General features: G+C 31.5%; 15 protein-coding genes. All 15 read left to right on the top strand.

Translation table 11 applies throughout. From position 1 onward, the window contains the following. The first annotated feature begins 24 nt into the window (after positions 1-24). The 15 genes from F7O84_RS14115 to F7O84_RS14045 all read left to right on the top strand — a co-directional run bounded on the left by F7O84_RS14115 (position 25) and on the right by F7O84_RS14045 (position 16,404). Positions 25-969, top strand: coding sequence for an FkbM family methyltransferase (locus F7O84_RS14115; protein ID WP_151146461.1), 945 nt, complete (start codon positions 25-27; stop codon positions 967-969). 238 nt (positions 970-1,207) lie between these two features. Then, positions 1,208-2,215 carry a cytidylyltransferase domain-containing protein gene (locus F7O84_RS14110; protein ID WP_192451763.1) on the top strand — a complete coding sequence of 336 codons (1,008 nt, stop codon included), beginning with the start codon at positions 1,208-1,210 and terminating at the stop codon, positions 2,213-2,215. Positions 2,216-2,260: 45 nt separating this feature from the next. Then, positions 2,261-3,751: an N-acetylneuraminate synthase family protein gene (locus F7O84_RS14105; protein WP_192451762.1), complete on the top strand. Its 1,491-nt coding sequence runs from the start codon at positions 2,261-2,263 to the stop codon at positions 3,749-3,751. A gap of 24 nt (positions 3,752-3,775) precedes the next feature. Then, positions 3,776-4,996 carry a CDP-glycerol glycerophosphotransferase family protein gene (locus F7O84_RS14100; protein ID WP_151146452.1) on the top strand — a complete coding sequence of 407 codons (1,221 nt, stop codon included), beginning with the start codon at positions 3,776-3,778 and terminating at the stop codon, positions 4,994-4,996. A 74-nt stretch (positions 4,997-5,070) separates the two neighbouring features. Next, positions 5,071-7,395 (top strand): hypothetical protein, encoded by a 2,325-nt coding sequence (locus tag F7O84_RS14095; RefSeq protein ID WP_151146449.1) that lies wholly within the window; start codon positions 5,071-5,073, stop codon positions 7,393-7,395. A gap of 12 nt (positions 7,396-7,407) precedes the next feature. Next, the gene (locus F7O84_RS14090; protein ID WP_151146447.1) at positions 7,408-8,637 is read left to right on the top strand and encodes a glycosyltransferase; all 1,230 of its coding nucleotides are present in this window, start codon (positions 7,408-7,410) and stop codon (positions 8,635-8,637) included. A gap of 17 nt (positions 8,638-8,654) precedes the next feature. Then, positions 8,655-9,743 carry a glycosyltransferase WbsX family protein gene (locus tag F7O84_RS14085; RefSeq protein ID WP_151146444.1) on the top strand — a complete coding sequence of 363 codons (1,089 nt, stop codon included), beginning with the start codon at positions 8,655-8,657 and terminating at the stop codon, positions 9,741-9,743. Then, positions 9,743-10,222, top strand: coding sequence for a hypothetical protein (locus F7O84_RS14080; protein ID WP_151146441.1), 480 nt, complete (start codon positions 9,743-9,745; stop codon positions 10,220-10,222). The genes F7O84_RS14085 and F7O84_RS14080 overlap by 1 nt, the downstream gene beginning before the upstream one ends. Before the next feature lie 35 nt (positions 10,223-10,257). Then, on the top strand, positions 10,258-10,731 hold the full coding sequence (locus F7O84_RS14075; protein WP_151146439.1) for a hypothetical protein: 474 nt from the start codon (positions 10,258-10,260) through the stop codon (positions 10,729-10,731). Between the two features lie 54 nt (positions 10,732-10,785). Further along, positions 10,786-12,036 (top strand): hypothetical protein, encoded by a 1,251-nt coding sequence (locus F7O84_RS14070; RefSeq protein WP_151146436.1) that lies wholly within the window; start codon positions 10,786-10,788, stop codon positions 12,034-12,036. Positions 12,037-12,406: 370 nt separating this feature from the next. After that, positions 12,407-13,345 carry a GDP-mannose 4,6-dehydratase gene (locus tag F7O84_RS14065; protein ID WP_207708061.1) on the top strand — a complete coding sequence of 313 codons (939 nt, stop codon included), beginning with the start codon at positions 12,407-12,409 and terminating at the stop codon, positions 13,343-13,345. A gap of 3 nt (positions 13,346-13,348) precedes the next feature. Next, positions 13,349-14,077, top strand: coding sequence for an acylneuraminate cytidylyltransferase family protein (locus tag F7O84_RS14060; protein ID WP_151146433.1), 729 nt, complete (start codon positions 13,349-13,351; stop codon positions 14,075-14,077). Continuing rightward, entirely contained in the window at positions 14,074-14,910 is an 837-nt protein-coding gene (locus F7O84_RS14055) for a TylF/MycF/NovP-related O-methyltransferase (RefSeq protein WP_151146430.1), read from the top strand. Before F7O84_RS14060 ends, F7O84_RS14055 begins: the two co-directional genes overlap by 4 nt. 129 nt (positions 14,911-15,039) lie before the next feature. Next, complete coding sequence (locus F7O84_RS14050; RefSeq protein WP_151146427.1) at positions 15,040-15,537, top strand: GAF domain-containing protein; 498 nt, start codon at positions 15,040-15,042, stop codon at positions 15,535-15,537. Positions 15,538-15,564: 27 nt separating this feature from the next. Further along, the gene (locus tag F7O84_RS14045) at positions 15,565-16,404 is read left to right on the top strand and encodes a M15 family metallopeptidase (RefSeq protein WP_207708060.1); all 840 of its coding nucleotides are present in this window, start codon (positions 15,565-15,567) and stop codon (positions 16,402-16,404) included. Positions 16,405-16,413 lie beyond the last annotated feature (9 nt).

The following is a 16,413-nucleotide window of genomic DNA, read 5'->3' as shown; positions in this document are numbered from 1 at the left end:
TAAATTAATTAATAAGGAGACTTTATGAAGTACTTAAAGAGAACAGCATTAAAAGAGATTAGCAGCAATTATGATTTTATTGTAGGATGGGGAACTGGCACACTATTAAAACGAAATTATAATCAAAATTATTTTTCGATGGATTTTATTGTGGATGGAAGAGGAGATAATTTAAATACGAAATACGAAGGGATAGAAATTTGTAAACCAGAACGACTCAAGGAACTAAAAGGAAGAATTCTAATTGTAATTTATACTATTTACGAAAAAGAGATAAAAGAAACAATAAAAGAATTAAATGTAAATGCAGATACAATTATTTATAATCTGTTAGAAATAGAAGTTGTCAATCGATTACTACCTATATGGAATGGAAAGAATGCGGATGATATTATACTTCTTGAATTAATAACGAGACTAGGACTTGATAAGGTAAATTACTTAGATATTGGGGTTTGCCATCCAATTATGCGTAATAATACGTTTCTTTTTTATGAATTGGGGTATAAAGGAGTATTAGTAGAACCAAACCCAGAGTTTCATTCATTAATTGAGAAGTACAGAAGTAAGGATACTTTGTTAAAGATTGGGGTTTCAAGCGAAAAAGGTGAGTTATATTATTATAACTTTTCAAAAGTGCCTGGACTTAATACATTTGTTGAAGAAGTTGCAGAGCACAGAAGAAAACTTGGATTTGAATATACCAAAGAAAGAGTTGCACTAGAGAGTATCAATACAGTGATAGAAGAAAACTTTGATACCTATCCGCAAATAATTGATATCGATGTAGAAGGACTAGATTATCAAATTCTTTCTACCTTTGATGCGACAAAATACCCAGTTGATATAATAATGTGCGAATGTACAAATCAGGATGAAGCGTTAATTGAGCTAATGCTTCAAAAAGGGTATAAAGTATATGCTCATACAATAGAAAACTATATTTTTGTGAGAATAAACAGTTTGTGATAGTATGCAAACTTTAACATATTAGTAGTATGATAAAGGGGTTGTCATTTTGATGTGACAATCTTTTTTTATGGATGAAACTTCCTTCTTTTTGCATAAAAATTTTGTCGTAATTTCTAAGATTTTTTTGTATCATGCCGAAATATATAAATAATATATAATATTATGTAGATTTGTAGTATAATTAAACCAAAGTTTTAAGTTTTATAATAGATTAGATTGTGAAATGAGGGTAATTATGTGTAAGGTACTAGCTATTATTCCTGCCAGAAGTGGTTCGAAAAGTGTGAAAGATAAAAACATTCGAATGATGAATAAAAAACCTATGCTGGCTTATTCCATTGAACATGCAAAAGCTTCAAGATATATTAATAGAGTTATTGTTAGTACCGATAGCGAAAAATACGCAGAAATCGCAAGGACTTATGGTGCCGAAACACCTTTCATAAGACCAGCCGAAATATCGATGGATCATTCACTTGACCTAGAAGTATTCCAGCATGCCCTTTTGTACCTGGAAGAAAAAGAAGGATATGTGCCTGATTTAGTAGTTCAATTAAGACCGACTTATCCGATTCGTAACGTAGAAGACATTGATAATATAATTGAGCAAATGCTTGCAGATGAGTCAATTGATTCCATTCGTTGCATTGCAAAGGCAAAAGAAGTTGCATATAAGATGTGGCATAAGGACTTGGATGGAAGATTAGTTCCCATTATGAAAGAGATAAAGGAATGTTATAATATGCCGCGTCAACAATTACCAGTTGTGTACTATCAAAATGCGTGCATTGATGTGATTCGAACATCAGTAATAACGAAAAAGAACTCTATGTCTGGTGATTATATAGTCGGGTATGAGATGGATCACAATTTTGACATTGATACCGAAGAAGAGTTCCAAAAAGCTGAAGAATATTTAAAGATGATAGAGGGGAACAAAACTTTTGTGTTTGATATTGATGGAGTAATTGCGAAATTACAGCCAGACTTAGACTATGCTCTTTCTGAGCCAAACGACCAAATGATTCGTATCATTAATAAATTATATGAATATGGGAATACAATTGTTCTTTTTACGGCGAGAGGCTATGTAACAGGAAAAGATTGGGAAGAAGTAACCAAGGCGCAAATGAAAAGCTGGGGAGTCAAATATCATGAGCTAAAGTTTGGAAAGCCTAATGCGGATTATTATATTGATGATAAAATGCTTAGTTTACAACATTTATATGACTTATTTGAATAGATAAATAGCAGGTTTTAGAACCTGTCTACATACATGGAGGTAGTTATGAGTATTTTTGAAGACTTATTTATTTTTGAGATGGCAAATAGTCATCAAGGCAGTGTAGAACACGGCATTGATATCATTAAGAACATGGGGAAAATAGCAAGAAAAAATAATATAAGAGCTGCTGTTAAGCTTCAATATAGAAATTTAGAGACATTTGTTCATCCAGATTACAAGGAGCGAACAGATGTCAACCATATTCCAAGATTTATGAGTACCAGGTTAGACTATGAACAATTTACCCAACTTGTTGAAGCGGTAAGAGATGAAGGCATGGTTACCATGAGTACTCCTTTTGACGAAGATGGTGTTGATTGGTGTATGGATCAAGGAATTGATATCATCAAGATTGCAAGCTGTAGTGCGCTTGATTGGCCTCTATTAGAAAAGGTAGCAACAACAGGTAAGCCATTGATCATTTCTACGGGTGGTAAGTCCTTGTCTGATATCGACAAAATATATAATTATTTCACACACAGAAGATGCGAATTTGCATTTTTGCATTGTGTAGCTGAATATCCGGCACCGTTGGAACATTTACAACTGGATTTCATTGACCGAATGAATAAGAGATACCGTGACGTTACAATTGGATATTCCGGTCATGAAGATCCAGATGATAATACTGTAACAATGCTTGCAATAGCAAAAGGTGCAAAAATATTAGAACGTCATGTTGGTCTCCCAACAGAAACAATAAAATTAAATGCTTATTCCATGAATCCAGCACAGGCGGAAAAATGGGTGGAAGCGGCATTAAAAGCGAAACTTATTTGTACTACGAAAAAGCAGAATGATAAATATATCAGTCAGGAAGAATTAGATTCTCTTAACTCTTTAATGCGTGGAGTGTATTGTAAGCGTGACATTAAGGCTGGGGAAACTATTACAAGAGATGATGTCTTTTTTGCTATGCCATGTCACGATAAGCAGATGAATAGTGGAGAGTTCTATGAAGGAGTTATCGCTAGCAAAGATTATGATAAAAACTCACAGCTTCTTGAAACAAGAAAAATAACCCCTACTAAACTGGCAAGAAGTGTTGTACACGATGCAAAAGGTATGCTTTATGAAGCGGGAATCGCTCTAGGAAATGATTTTGAAGTAGAATTATCACACCACTATGGAATGCAGCATTTTAGGCAAACGGGTGCGATCATTATTAGTATTATTAATCGTGAATATTGCAAAAAGCTATTAATTGTTCTTCCAGGTCAAAAGCACCCAACTCATGCACATAAAGTGAAAGAAGAAACCTTCCAGTTATTATATGGGGACTTGCATGTAGTCATTGAAGGAAAAGAAATAGACATGAAACCAGGTGATATACAGACGGTACTAAGAGGGGAAAGACACTCCTTTACCTCTACAACGGGGGCTATATTTGAAGAGGTATCAACGACTCATGTGAAAAGTGATTCTTATTATGAAGATAGTAAAATTAGCTTGTTAGACCCTATGGAGAGAAAAACCATATTAAAAAAATGGTAAGCAAAAGAATAGGATTTAAATTACATGAGAAAAAAATTGATTGATGGGATAAAGTATTGGGGACAGGTTTTGTTACTACCGATTTACTGGATATCCTTTCTTACTCCAAGAGATAAGAATATATGGTTGTTTGGGAGTACATTCGGCAACCGTTTCGCGGATAATCCGAAGTACCTTTATTTGTATGCAAATCAAAACCAAAAGAATGAAATAAGGCCAATCTGGATTACGCATAACAAAGATGTGGTACAGTTTTTAAATGGTAAGAATTACGAAGTCTATTATTATCGTTCGCTAAAAGGGATTTATTATTGTCTAAGAGGTAAAGTTTATATTTTTGATAATTATTCCAAAGACATCTCTTTTTGGCTATCAGGTGGTGCGACGAAAGTAAATCTTTGGCACGGAGTTGGAAACAAGAAAATTAACTATGATAACAAATTTGACAAGGTAAGACATCCCAAAAATAATTGGGATAAATTTAAAACGTTTCTTCGAAGAATGTCGGATGAAAAGCCAAATCATTATGTTTTGGCGACATCACCAGTCAAAACAAAAATATTTATGTCCGCATTTCGGGTGGCGCAGTCACATATCATAGAGGCGGGTTTGCCAAGAAACGATGCGCTGTTGGACCCGGAATTTCAGAATTTATATAATGAAAAGGAAAAGGAGCTAATAACTTCTATAACAAGCTGGAGAAAGAAGAACTTACAGGTCAATTGTTATATGCCTACTTTCCGCAATTCAGAAACTAAGCTCTTTTCGGTTATGAATTTTGATAAATTTAATCACTTTTTAGTTCAAAATAATATGATTTTTTTAGTAAAACTTCATCCAAAATCAATTATTGCAAATAAATTCAAAGAATTTAATTATTCAAATATCAAATATGTGGATGCAAATATTGATCCGTATACTTTTTTACAATTAGTGGATATTTTAACGACAGATTATTCATCAATCTACACCGATTTTATGTTGCTTAATCGACCTGTTGTGGGTTTTTACTATGACTACGATTCCTACTCACAAGATACGAGAGAGTGTTATTTTGATTTTGATGAATACATGCCAGAATTAAAAGCATATAACATGGATGAGCTTATAGAAGTAATTAAAAGGGTTATGCTTGAGGATATATGCCTTAAGAATCGCATTAAGTCAAGAGATAGGATGTTTGCGACACCGAATGAATTAGCATGCGAAAAGGTTTATAACAAGATTTATAGGATAATAGGATAACTACGACAGATAATGAAAGCAGTACTTACTTCAATAATTTGTACACATAGATACTGCTTTAATGGAGGTAAAATATGAAACTAGCAATTAATTTACAAAAATATGATGTAGTTAGTCTAGATATATTTGATACATTATGGTTAAGAACTGTTGCAAAACCAATTGATATATTTGAATATGTATGGAAGAAAGCTGTTAGTGATGGAATAACTAATATTGATATAACTCCATATGAATTTTTGAAGCTTCGGGTAGAAATGGAAAGACGAGCTAGAAGTCGGTATGCACATAGAGAAGTAGTACTAGAAGATATATATAATGAAATGCCTACCTATATTGTTAAAAGCAAAGAAATGTTGATGCAGGCGGAGATTGAAACAGAAATGCGTTTAGGATACCTAAATCCTGATATTCATGAGTTAATAAAAGAAGCTAGCAGACAAAAGAAAAAAATAGTACTGCTTTCAGATATGTATCTTAATAAAATGCAAATCATTCAATTGCTGGAGTCTGCTCGATTTGATATAAAACTTGTTGATGAAATTATTGTTTCTTGTGAAAAGAGGAGTAGTAAGCAAGAAGGAGTACTTTACGAAGAGTTATTTAGGTTATTCCCAGAAGTTCAAAAAAGTAGAATTTTACATATAGGGGATAACAAATATAGTGATTATGAACAAGCACTTAACTATGGTCTACATGCTTTTCACTATGATGTGATTCCGACAAAAATGAATAGCGTATATGACTATGAAAAGATACGACACAATATACCACAGCCAGAAATATTATCTTTGAGAAAAATTGCTACACAGCAAGTGGATTTTGTAGATGATAAGGAAAAAACTGCATTTGAAATAGGGGCGAGTATTGTTGGCCCCTTTCTGACTTTATTTGTATCTCATGTGGTAAAAAGAATGCAAAAGCTAAATATAAATAATATATACCCACTGATGCGAGAAGGATTTCTATTATCAGAATTACTGAAGAGAGAAATTGAAGACCAACAATTATCGATTAATGTAAAGGCAATTTATACATCTAGAAAAGTGTCTTATATTGGTGCAATAGAAAAAATTGACAGAGAAGAAATAGAGAATATTATTGGGGTACGTAATCTTACGATAAGAGAGCTGATAACAATATTTGGACTAGATGAGCATGGTTTTAAAGAAGCTAAATATTATTTTGATACGAAGCTAAAGGTATCTCATTCCATACCGTTTGATAATTATGCATCACTAAAGGAATATATGATCGAACGATTGCTTGACGAAGAAAACAAAAACAAGATTGAAGATTATGTGAAACAAGAACGTAGGTTATACATTGAGTATTTAGAACAAGAAATTAACAATTTAATGGATGCGGCAACCATTGATATTGGTTGTGTGGGAAGGATTCAGGAATGGACAGAAAGAGCATTACGATTAGAGCAAAGAGAGTTTCATTTAAAACATTTTCTAGGAATGGGAGTAACAGAGGATCGTGTTTACAACGGGATAAATATTGAAGGATACACAGGAACATTTGCTGAACATATTAATATGATGACAACAATTCATCGAACTCCTGATGTGTTAGAAAAATTAATAAGTGTTTGTGAGGGAAGCACAATCGGATATCAGCGAGTAGGAAACAAAATTGTTCCGCTACAAGATGAGTCTATAAAAAATGAAAGGCTTACTAATATTGTTTTTGAAGGGATTCTCAATTTTCAGCAATATTGGTTTTATTTTAGAAAGCAAAAGCCAGAGATTGCTGATAAAGTTATAGACAATAAAAAAGGGTGCTTAGAGATATTACATCGCATGATTGACATACCTACATTAAAAGAAGTAGAACTTATAATGAGTTTTGAAGCAGATACTAACTTTGGAACCAATCATAAACAACCAATTATAACAAAAGAAAATTTGGATTTATTAGAAAACAAAGGTATTGAATTTATAGACAAATGTAATGTTAGCTATTCCTACCAAAATAGTAATATTGTTTGGCCGAAAGGCCTTATCACTTTAAAGGATGAATTTTATTATTTGAGAAAAGCTTTGAAAAATTCTGCGGGGAATGAAATAATAAAAAACATGCAAGAAGTAGTAGAAAATGTGTATAACCTAGGAATTGAAGAGGTTGCTTTGTACGGGGCGGGAGAAAATGGAAGGCAGTTTTACTTTATATGTAAATTATATAATATAAAAGTAAGTTGTTTTATTGATCGAAAGGAATCCTTGTGGGGAAGGATGAAAGAAGGAGTAACCATTTGTGGATTAGAAGAGGCAATAGGTAATGGAAATAGGAACTTTATTATAACATCATTATTTTCAATAAGTGAAATTAAAGATTATATAGAAAAGAGTTTCAAGGAATTTGTTACTGAGCCAAAGATTTTTTATGTATAGGAGGAGAGTATTATGCAAGAAAATGCTTTGGTATCGGTGGTAATACCAACGTATAATAGAGCTGGGTCGATAATAAAGGCGGTTGAAAGTGTATTAAATCAGACTTATCAAAATATTGAGATTATTGTTGTTGATGATAATTCAAGTGATAATACAGCAAAATTAATTGGGCTTTTGGGCAATGATAAAATTAGGTATATTAAAAATGAAATGAATCTAGGTCCTTCTGGAGCAAGAAACAAAGGGATTCAGCATGCAAAAGGAGAGTATATTGCTTTTCAAGATAGTGATGATGAATGGTTACCCAGTAAACTAGAACACCAGTTACAATTATTTCAACAAGAAGACTATGGGCTAGTATATTGTGCATATCGCTATCTGAAAGGAAGTTTGAACTATAAGTATCCTTCTGAAAAATATAGTTTAGAGGAATTAGAAGGAAATATTTTTGAATCAATGTTTGAAATGAATAAGATTAGTACCCAAACAATGATTATCAAAAAAGAAGTATTAGAACAAGTTGGGGGATTTGAGGAAACTCTTAGATGCCTTGAAGATTGGGAACTAGCATTGAGGATATGTTATAAGTACAAAATAGGTTTTGTAAATGAAATGTTAGTAAATGTTAATTACTCTAAAAACAGTGTTAACTATAATTATAGAAATGCACTGGATGCATATATTTACATGGTGAAAAAAAACAAGGATTTAGTCCGTGATAAAACGAAATTGTGTGAAATGATATCGGCAATTATGAGACATATGTTAGGAGAGTTGACACAGGAAGAGTTCTTGATTTATAAAGAGAGAGTTGTACCTGAGGTTATGGATGAAACTATGTTTCATGTGCTACTGCATGAAACAAAACGTAGTGTAAAATACAAAAGCAATTATGAAATGGCTATGAGAATGAGTGAAATTCATAATCTTTCAGAAAAATTAGCAGTTTATTTAAAAACTTCAAAGATTAATTCGGTTGCTATATATGGAGTAGGTAGAGTAGGCATTCAGCTTATTAACGTTCTAAAAGAAACTGATGTTAAGATTTCATTTGCGATTGATGAAAATAAAAGTATTGTTGAAGGAATAAAGACTGTATCAATGAAGGAAATAGAAGAGAAAGTAGATGCTGTTATTGTAACCACTTCATATGATTTTAATCAGATATCAAAAGAGCTTAAATTATATGTAAATAGTCAAATAATAAATTTGGAATCAATGCTAGTAAGTGAGCTTTTATAAGATTAATGGAGAGAATGATGAAGATATTGACATTTTATTTGCCCCAGTTTCATGAAATACCTGAAAATAATGAGTGGTGGGGAGAAAATTTTACGGAGTGGACAAATGTTAAAAAAGCAAAAAGCTATTTTAAAGGGCATTATCAACCACGAGAACCGTATCAGGATAATTATTATAACCTTCTTAATATAGAAACAATGGAAAATCAAGTTGAAATGGCAAAAAAATACGGCATATATGGATTTTGCTTCTATCACTATTGGTTTGAAGGTGGAAAAAAAGTATTAGAAAAACCTACAGAATTATTATTAGAACATAAAAATATAAAGTTTCCGTTTTGCTTTGCTTGGGCAAATGAATCATGGACAAGGACCTGGCATGGCGCAAAAGGAGAAAAAGAGGTATTAATTCAGCAAAAATATGGAAAAGAATCCGAATGGAAACAACACTTTGACTATCTATTAGATTTCTTTAAAGATGAAAGATATATTAAAATTGACAATAAACCAGTATTTTTGATTTATCGTATTAATACTATTTTATGTTTTGATAGAATGCTAGATTACTGGAATAAGCTAGCTAAAGAGAATGGATTTGATGGAATTTATTTGGTAGGCATGATTACTGGCAATGGAAAGATAATAAAAAACAAAAGAATTAGTGCTACCGTTGATTTTGAACCTGGACAAAGCAGAAAAAATCTTGGTATGAAAAATAAAGCATTATTTGAGTGGAAGGAGGAAATGAGAAAAAAATATGGAAAATATAAAATACTTAATTCGTTCCTTTGTAATACATTAAGCTATAAAGAGTTGAATGAAACAATGATTAATAAACCCCATGCAAAAAACGAATTTAGGGGAGCCTTTGTTAACTATGATGATACACCTAGAAGAGGGATTGATGGAATAGTCTGTAAAGGATCAACACCACAAAGGTTTAAACAATATCTAAAAAAACAGATTCAACTTTCTAAAAAGGAAGGAAATGAGTTTTTGTTTCTTAATGCTTGGAATGAGTGGGGAGAGGGAAATTATTTAGAACCTGATAAAAAATACAAGTTTATGTATTTACAGGCTGTTAAGGAAGCATTGGAGGAAGAATAGTGAATACATTTATAATTTTTATGTTTTGCATTATATCAGGAGGATTGGGATTTTTTTTATCCAATCAGTTGAAGGATAAGATTATTGTAAGTACAGAAAAACAAATAGATAAATTTAGATTATATTATGAAGTATTAAATAAATGGTTAAAGGTAGAATTTGACCATTACAACATTGAGGACTATTTTGTAGAAAGAGGATATAAAACTATAGCCATCTATGGAATGGGCGAACTGGGAAACCGATTATATGAAAGATTAGACAATAGTTCCATTGTAGTTAGTTATGGAATTGATAGAGATCCTACACTTGCATTCGCTGATTTAGATATATTAGCGTTTGATGAAGAGGAACGTTTTGAAGGAGTGGATTGTATTGTGGTAAGCAGCGTCAATGCTTATGATAGTATAAAAAAAGAATTAAGAAATAAATGTGATTGTGATATAATTTCATTGGAAGATGTTGTGTATGGGATGTAGTTAGAAGAATAAAAATAAAGGAAGGTAATACAATTATGAAGAAGGTAATATCTACTTTTTTAACATTAATAGCAGGTGCGGGAGTAGGCGCAGCAATTGTAAAATATTTCAATACTAAAAACAAGAAATATGATAAGGCATTTAAATTTAGAGCATATTATGAGCTGTTAAATCATTGGTTAAGTTTACGCAATAAAGGACTTTCTGTGGAAAAATATTTTGTTCATAATGGTTATCAAAACATAGCTATCTATGGAATGGGAGAACTAGGCACTAGACTTTACGAGGAACTTAAAGAAGGAAAAGTTTGTATAAAATACGGAATTGACCAAAATGGTGGAATACCAAATTCTGATTTGGATATTTATAATATGAATGAAGAGTTAGAGGAAGTTGACTTAATAGTTGTTTCGGCAATATTTGATTATAACACAATTGAAGCAGAGCTAAAGAAGAAAGGGAACTTTAATATCGTATCATTGGAAAGCGTAATATTCTCATTAGATTAATTACTTTATTACTAGGATTCTATTTACTATAAGTAAAGAAATAAAGAGGTAATGATGAAAAATAAAAGGGAAAAATATGTTAGAGAATTAAATAAAATTAAATTTGTAGGTATACCAATAGAAAAGGTTGGTTCTACGCTGGTAGCGTTTTTGACACTTAACAAATCAATATCTTTTCAGGACGTGAAGGAAAAATATTATAGCTATAAATGTCTACAAGGTTATGATGTTAATTGTAAAGGAAAGTCTAGTTTGCTCTTTTTATGTTCAAACTCATATTCAAATCGAAAGGACTATGTTAAGTGGTTTAAGCAAAATGTTACACTTTGTGAACACCGGATTGAAGTTATTGCGGGTAAATCCAATTTAAAGATAAAAAGATCTTATTTTTATACGGTTCTATGGTTTCTTCAAATGCTGAAAATAGATATGCCATTTTGGTTAAAAATTGCATGTTGCCTAGAACTTAATTTTGGAGTAAACAATTTTTATTCAATTAAAGATATTATAGATAAAGAAAGAAATAGCTTGAATTTGGTTGTTGTTTTAAGTGATTTACATATGATCGATAGTATGACGGTTCAATATTGTAACAGTATTGGAATAAAAACGGCAACATTACAACATGGATTTTTTCATCAAGCTTGGCATTTTAAGTATTCATACAGTGATTATTTTCTATCACACGGTGAATATACTAATGTAATAGCTAAACATTTTGGTACAGATCCCAATAAACTCATAACAACAGGCATGCCTATGAGTTATGAAATTGAGAAAGTGGATAATATAGTAATAAACTCAACGAAGCAATTTTTAATAGTGTTAGAAAATGGGGACAATACAGTAATTGAAAAAAACAAAAGATTAATTTTAATTGCCAATGCAATAGCTAATAAATATAATTTAAACTATGTTGTACGAATGCATCCAGCAGATAATGAAGGGCGTTATATCAGTGTGATTGATAGAAAATTTTTTAGAAAATATTTAGTTGGTAATTTGAATAAAAAAGACATAATTAAGAGCGTTGATTTTGTTCTTTTAGGCAACACATCTATGTTTGAAGAATTTATTTATGCCTTATTACCTTGCTTTAGATTTGTAGAAGATAGTGACATGTATTGTGCAATAAAATGGTGTAGGTTTAGTAATAGTAAAGAATTATTAAAAATTTATGAAAGATATTTTAATAATATTAATCTATTTGAGGAAAGGTTGATGTCAACAAGAGAATTTTTATGCGGAGTTGGAGATTTTAGTACAAATTATTTTGAATTCTATAAGAAGTTTATTAATAGTTAGTGCAAAGAAATTTTAGTTTTGGGATTCTATTGGGGAAATTAGGTATACCATTGTTAAATGCGTAATCAGAGTAGAAAAAAGAAGTATATTTATTATTAAAAAATATTTTACATACAATTTTCTGATGTTAAGTGTTAAGTCATTATGAAACAATGTATGGGTTACTAACCATAGATTTTGGAAAATTTGACGTGTGAAGCTATTGTTATCTATGACACAATTGACCATGAGCTAATATTATTTGTGTTTAAAGAAGAATAACCTAATGGCGTATTCTTAGATGATGATTTCAAAGAGAAGCATATATATTGATAATTCATTTTTTAATAATTCTTAAACAATTTTTCTTAGAAAAGAAAGGAATATGAAAATGATGCGTATATTAGTTACAGGAGCAGCAGGTTTTATTGGTTCAGCATTAGCTAGAAGATTAATAGAAGAAAAATATGAGGTTGTAACAGTTGATAATTTATCAACAGGTAAAATGCAAAACATTCCAAAAGATTGTAAATCTTATATTGGAAATGTATTTGATTCAAGTATTATAGGAGAATTAAAAAACTATAATTTCGAAGCTATTTTTCATATAGCAGGGCAAAGTTCAGGTGAAATTAGTTTTGACGAGCCTGTTTATGATTTGCAAACAAACGCACAGTCAACACTTATGCTACTTAATTTAGCAAAAGAAACTGGTTGTAAGAAATTTATTTATACTAGTTCAATGTCTGTATATGGTGACCATAAAGAAGAGTTTGTTAATGAGGAGTCATATACAAGCCCAAAGTCTTTTTATGCCGTGGGAAAATTGGCAAGTGAAAATTATATGAAAATTTATAGTACTTTTGATATTAAATGTACTGTTCTAAGATTGTTTAATGTATATGGAATTGGTCAGAATATGGAAAATTTAAAACAAGGTATGTTAAGCATATATCTTGCACAAGCTATAAAAAATAAACACATTGTGGTAAAAGGTTCAAAAGATAGGTTTAGGGACTTTGTAAATGTAAACGATGTTGTTGAAGCAATGGTTCTTGCCCTGAACAGTGAAAAAACTAATAGTAATTTTGAGATTTATAATGTTTCGAATAGTAAAAAGTATACAGTTGAAGAATTAGTATATAAGATTAAAAATAACTTACCATATAATGTAACAGTAGAGTATATAAAAGGAACTCCTGGAGATCAACATGGAATATATGGAGATAATACAAAAATAAAAAATGAGTTAAACTGGCAGTCTCAAACTAACTTTGATGAAGGTATAGCTGAAATGGTTAAATGGGCTATACAAAGAGAGGAGAAATAAATTATGGAAATATACTCATTGCTGACCGGAAGAGGTAAAAACACATTAAGAGATAAAAATATTTTGGATATATTAGGTAAACCTGTTTTGTATTATCCAGCAACAGCGGTAGCAAATTCAAAGTATGTTAAAAAAAATTATTGTAGTAGTGATGATTCAAATATTCTAAAAGAGGCAAAAAAGATAGGCTACATACCAATTGTTAGACCTCATGAACTAGCATTACCAACAGCGCAACACATAGATAGTATTTACCATGCTTTAGATATAATGAAAAGTCAAGGGGAAATTCCAGACATTTTAATTACTGTATTAGCAAACAATGTAACTATAAAAACCGAATGGGTTGATGAGTGTATTGAAATTATGCTGGATGATATGAGTGTTAGTGCAGTTGTACCAATATATCAAGATAATGATCATCATCCGGTAAGAGCAAAGAAAATAGGTAGTGATGGAAATTTAGTAATGTACGACTCTGGTCAAATAGAAGGTGAGATATCTACAAATAGGCAAGATTTACCTGAATGTTTTTTTCTGGCACATAATTTTTGGGTTTTAAATGTTAAGACACTATTGAGAAAAGAAAAAGGGGAACCACCATGGGATTTTATGGGGAAAAATGTTAAGCCCTACAGAATAGATGAATCTATTGATATTCATGATTTGACTGATTTAGAATTAGCAAGGGTATGGGTTTCCAAAAATAGGAAAGATGTGTTAGTAAAATGAAAAAAGTAATTATATTTGGAACAGGATCAACAGGATTAAAATCGTATAATCAAAATAAAGAAAAATTTAATATTATATATTTTGTAGATAATGATAGGAGAAAGTGGGGTAGCGTTATTATTGATGGAATACAATGTATTCCACCTTCTAACTTAATAGCTACAGAATTTGATTATATTTTAATTGGTAGTGTGTCTGTCTCAGAAATTAAAACTCAATTATTAAAAATGGGAATTTCAAACAGTATGTTATTAGATGAAGGAAGAACTAATTCCGAAGAGGCTAGAATAAGCTGGCTTAAAAGGTATTCAGAATTAGTGATGAAAAACGAAATTAAAGGATGCGTTGCTGAAGCAGGTGTGTATCGCGGAGAGTTTGCAAAGTGGATAAACTACTATTTTTATGATCGTAAATGTTATTTATTTGATACATTTGAAGGGTTTGATAATCAAGATATAAAATTTGAAGAAGGAGCAGCTAAAGTCGCAAAGGCAGAACACTTAAAGGATACATCAGTTGAGTTAGTTTTAGGTAAGATGAGGTTTAAGGAGCAATGTATTGTAAAAAAGGGTTATTTTCCGGAATCAGCATTAGAGGTGAATGAAATGTTTACTTTCGTTAATTTAGATTTGGATTTATACAAACCAACTTTAGAAGGACTCCGATTTTTTTATCCTAAATTAGTAGACAATGGAATTATTGTAATACATGATTATTTTAATCCAGAATGGCCAAATGTAAAGAAAGCAGTTGAATATTATGAAAAAGAAATAGGTCAGTCACTAAAGCTATTTCCTATCGGTGATGATATAAGTATAGGAGTAATAAAATAGGAGTATAGGAACTTTAAAACTAAGGACAAGACTATTTTGCAGAGTCTTGTCCTTAGTTTTAAAAGCGAAGAGACCGATATATTTATAATATATAATGAAGAATAAATTCAAAGCAAAAGGATAAGTATTATGAGCAAATCAAAATCAACTGGTTATAAACAATCAAAATATAAGCTTTTAATTGCCCAGATTAAAAGTATCATAGACCCCACCCTCCCCTTAGTAACCAACTTAAGCAATGCCACTGCACTTCTAAATGAAGTACTAGAAGACATTAACTGGGTAGGTTTTTATTTACTGAAAGAAGAAATCTTACTACTTGGCCCGTTTCAGGGAAAAGTAGCTTGTACAAAAATAGCATTGGGAAAAGGAGTATGTGGTACAGCAGCAAAAGAAGCCAGGACTCAAATGGTTGAGGATGTACATCAGTTTCCAGGGCACATTGCTTGCGATAGTGCATCGAATTCTGAAATTGTAGTACCTATTATAATAGACAACAAAGTGGTTGGTGTACTAGACATAGACAGCCCTAATTTTTCGAGGTTTGATGAACAAGACAAAGAGGGATTAGAAACGATAATTGAGGTAGTAGAAAAACAGTGTGATTGGAGCGTTCGCATTGTTTAGTGATATCTGTTTGGAGAGGAGCTTGGTTTGAATAAAAAAATAATTCTTTTATTGCTGTTTGTTACGATATTTACTGGCTGTGGAAAACAATTGTTAACACAAAAAGAAAGTAACGAGACAAAAGAAATCACTTCCCCAATCCTAGATTTGATAGAAGAGACAAAGAGCTTAGAGAAAGCCAATGTACCAGCTTTAAACCAGCAAGTAGTTGCAATCGAAGAAGAGGTAGAAGAGCAGGTTATAAAAATAGAGAAAAAGTATAATCTACCAGAGGGTTTCGTGTATGTGGACGATGTAATACCAACTGCCGAGCTAGATATTCGGTATGTGACGGATTATAATTTTGTTGGAGAGAAGATTGATGGTTATCATGCACCATTTGCAATCTTAACCACAAGCGCAGCGAAAGCGCTAAAAAAAGCTTCCGATCGCTTACAACAGGATGGCTATCATATAAAAATATATGATGCGTATCGACCTCAAAAGGCGGTCAACCATTTTCTAAGATGGGAGAGCAGCAAGGACGATAGTATGAAAGAGGTATTTTACCCTTCTATGGAAAAAGAAGTTTTATTTCAAAATGGATACATATCAAAAAAATCCAGACATTCCAGAGGAAGTACAGTTGATCTTACCATTGTAGATGAAAACGGTTCAGAAATTGATATGGGAAGCCCTTTTGATATGCTTGATACCATATCTAATTATGATACCGATAAAATCACAAAAAGTCAGCATGAAAATCGTGAGTATTTAAGAACGATTATGGAGGAAGCAGGTTTTGATTCCATTCGTACAGAGTGGTGGCACTTTCAACTGAAAGATGAGCCGTACAAGGATACTTATTTTGATTTTGATGTAGAATAGACATTTTGG

It is taken from the genome of Candidatus Galacturonatibacter soehngenii (genome assembly GCF_008830185.1).
Classification (GTDB): domain Bacteria; phylum Bacillota; class Clostridia; order Lachnospirales; family Lachnospiraceae; genus Lachnotalea; species Lachnotalea soehngenii.
This window is presented reverse-complemented; position numbering and strand designations above follow the sequence as displayed.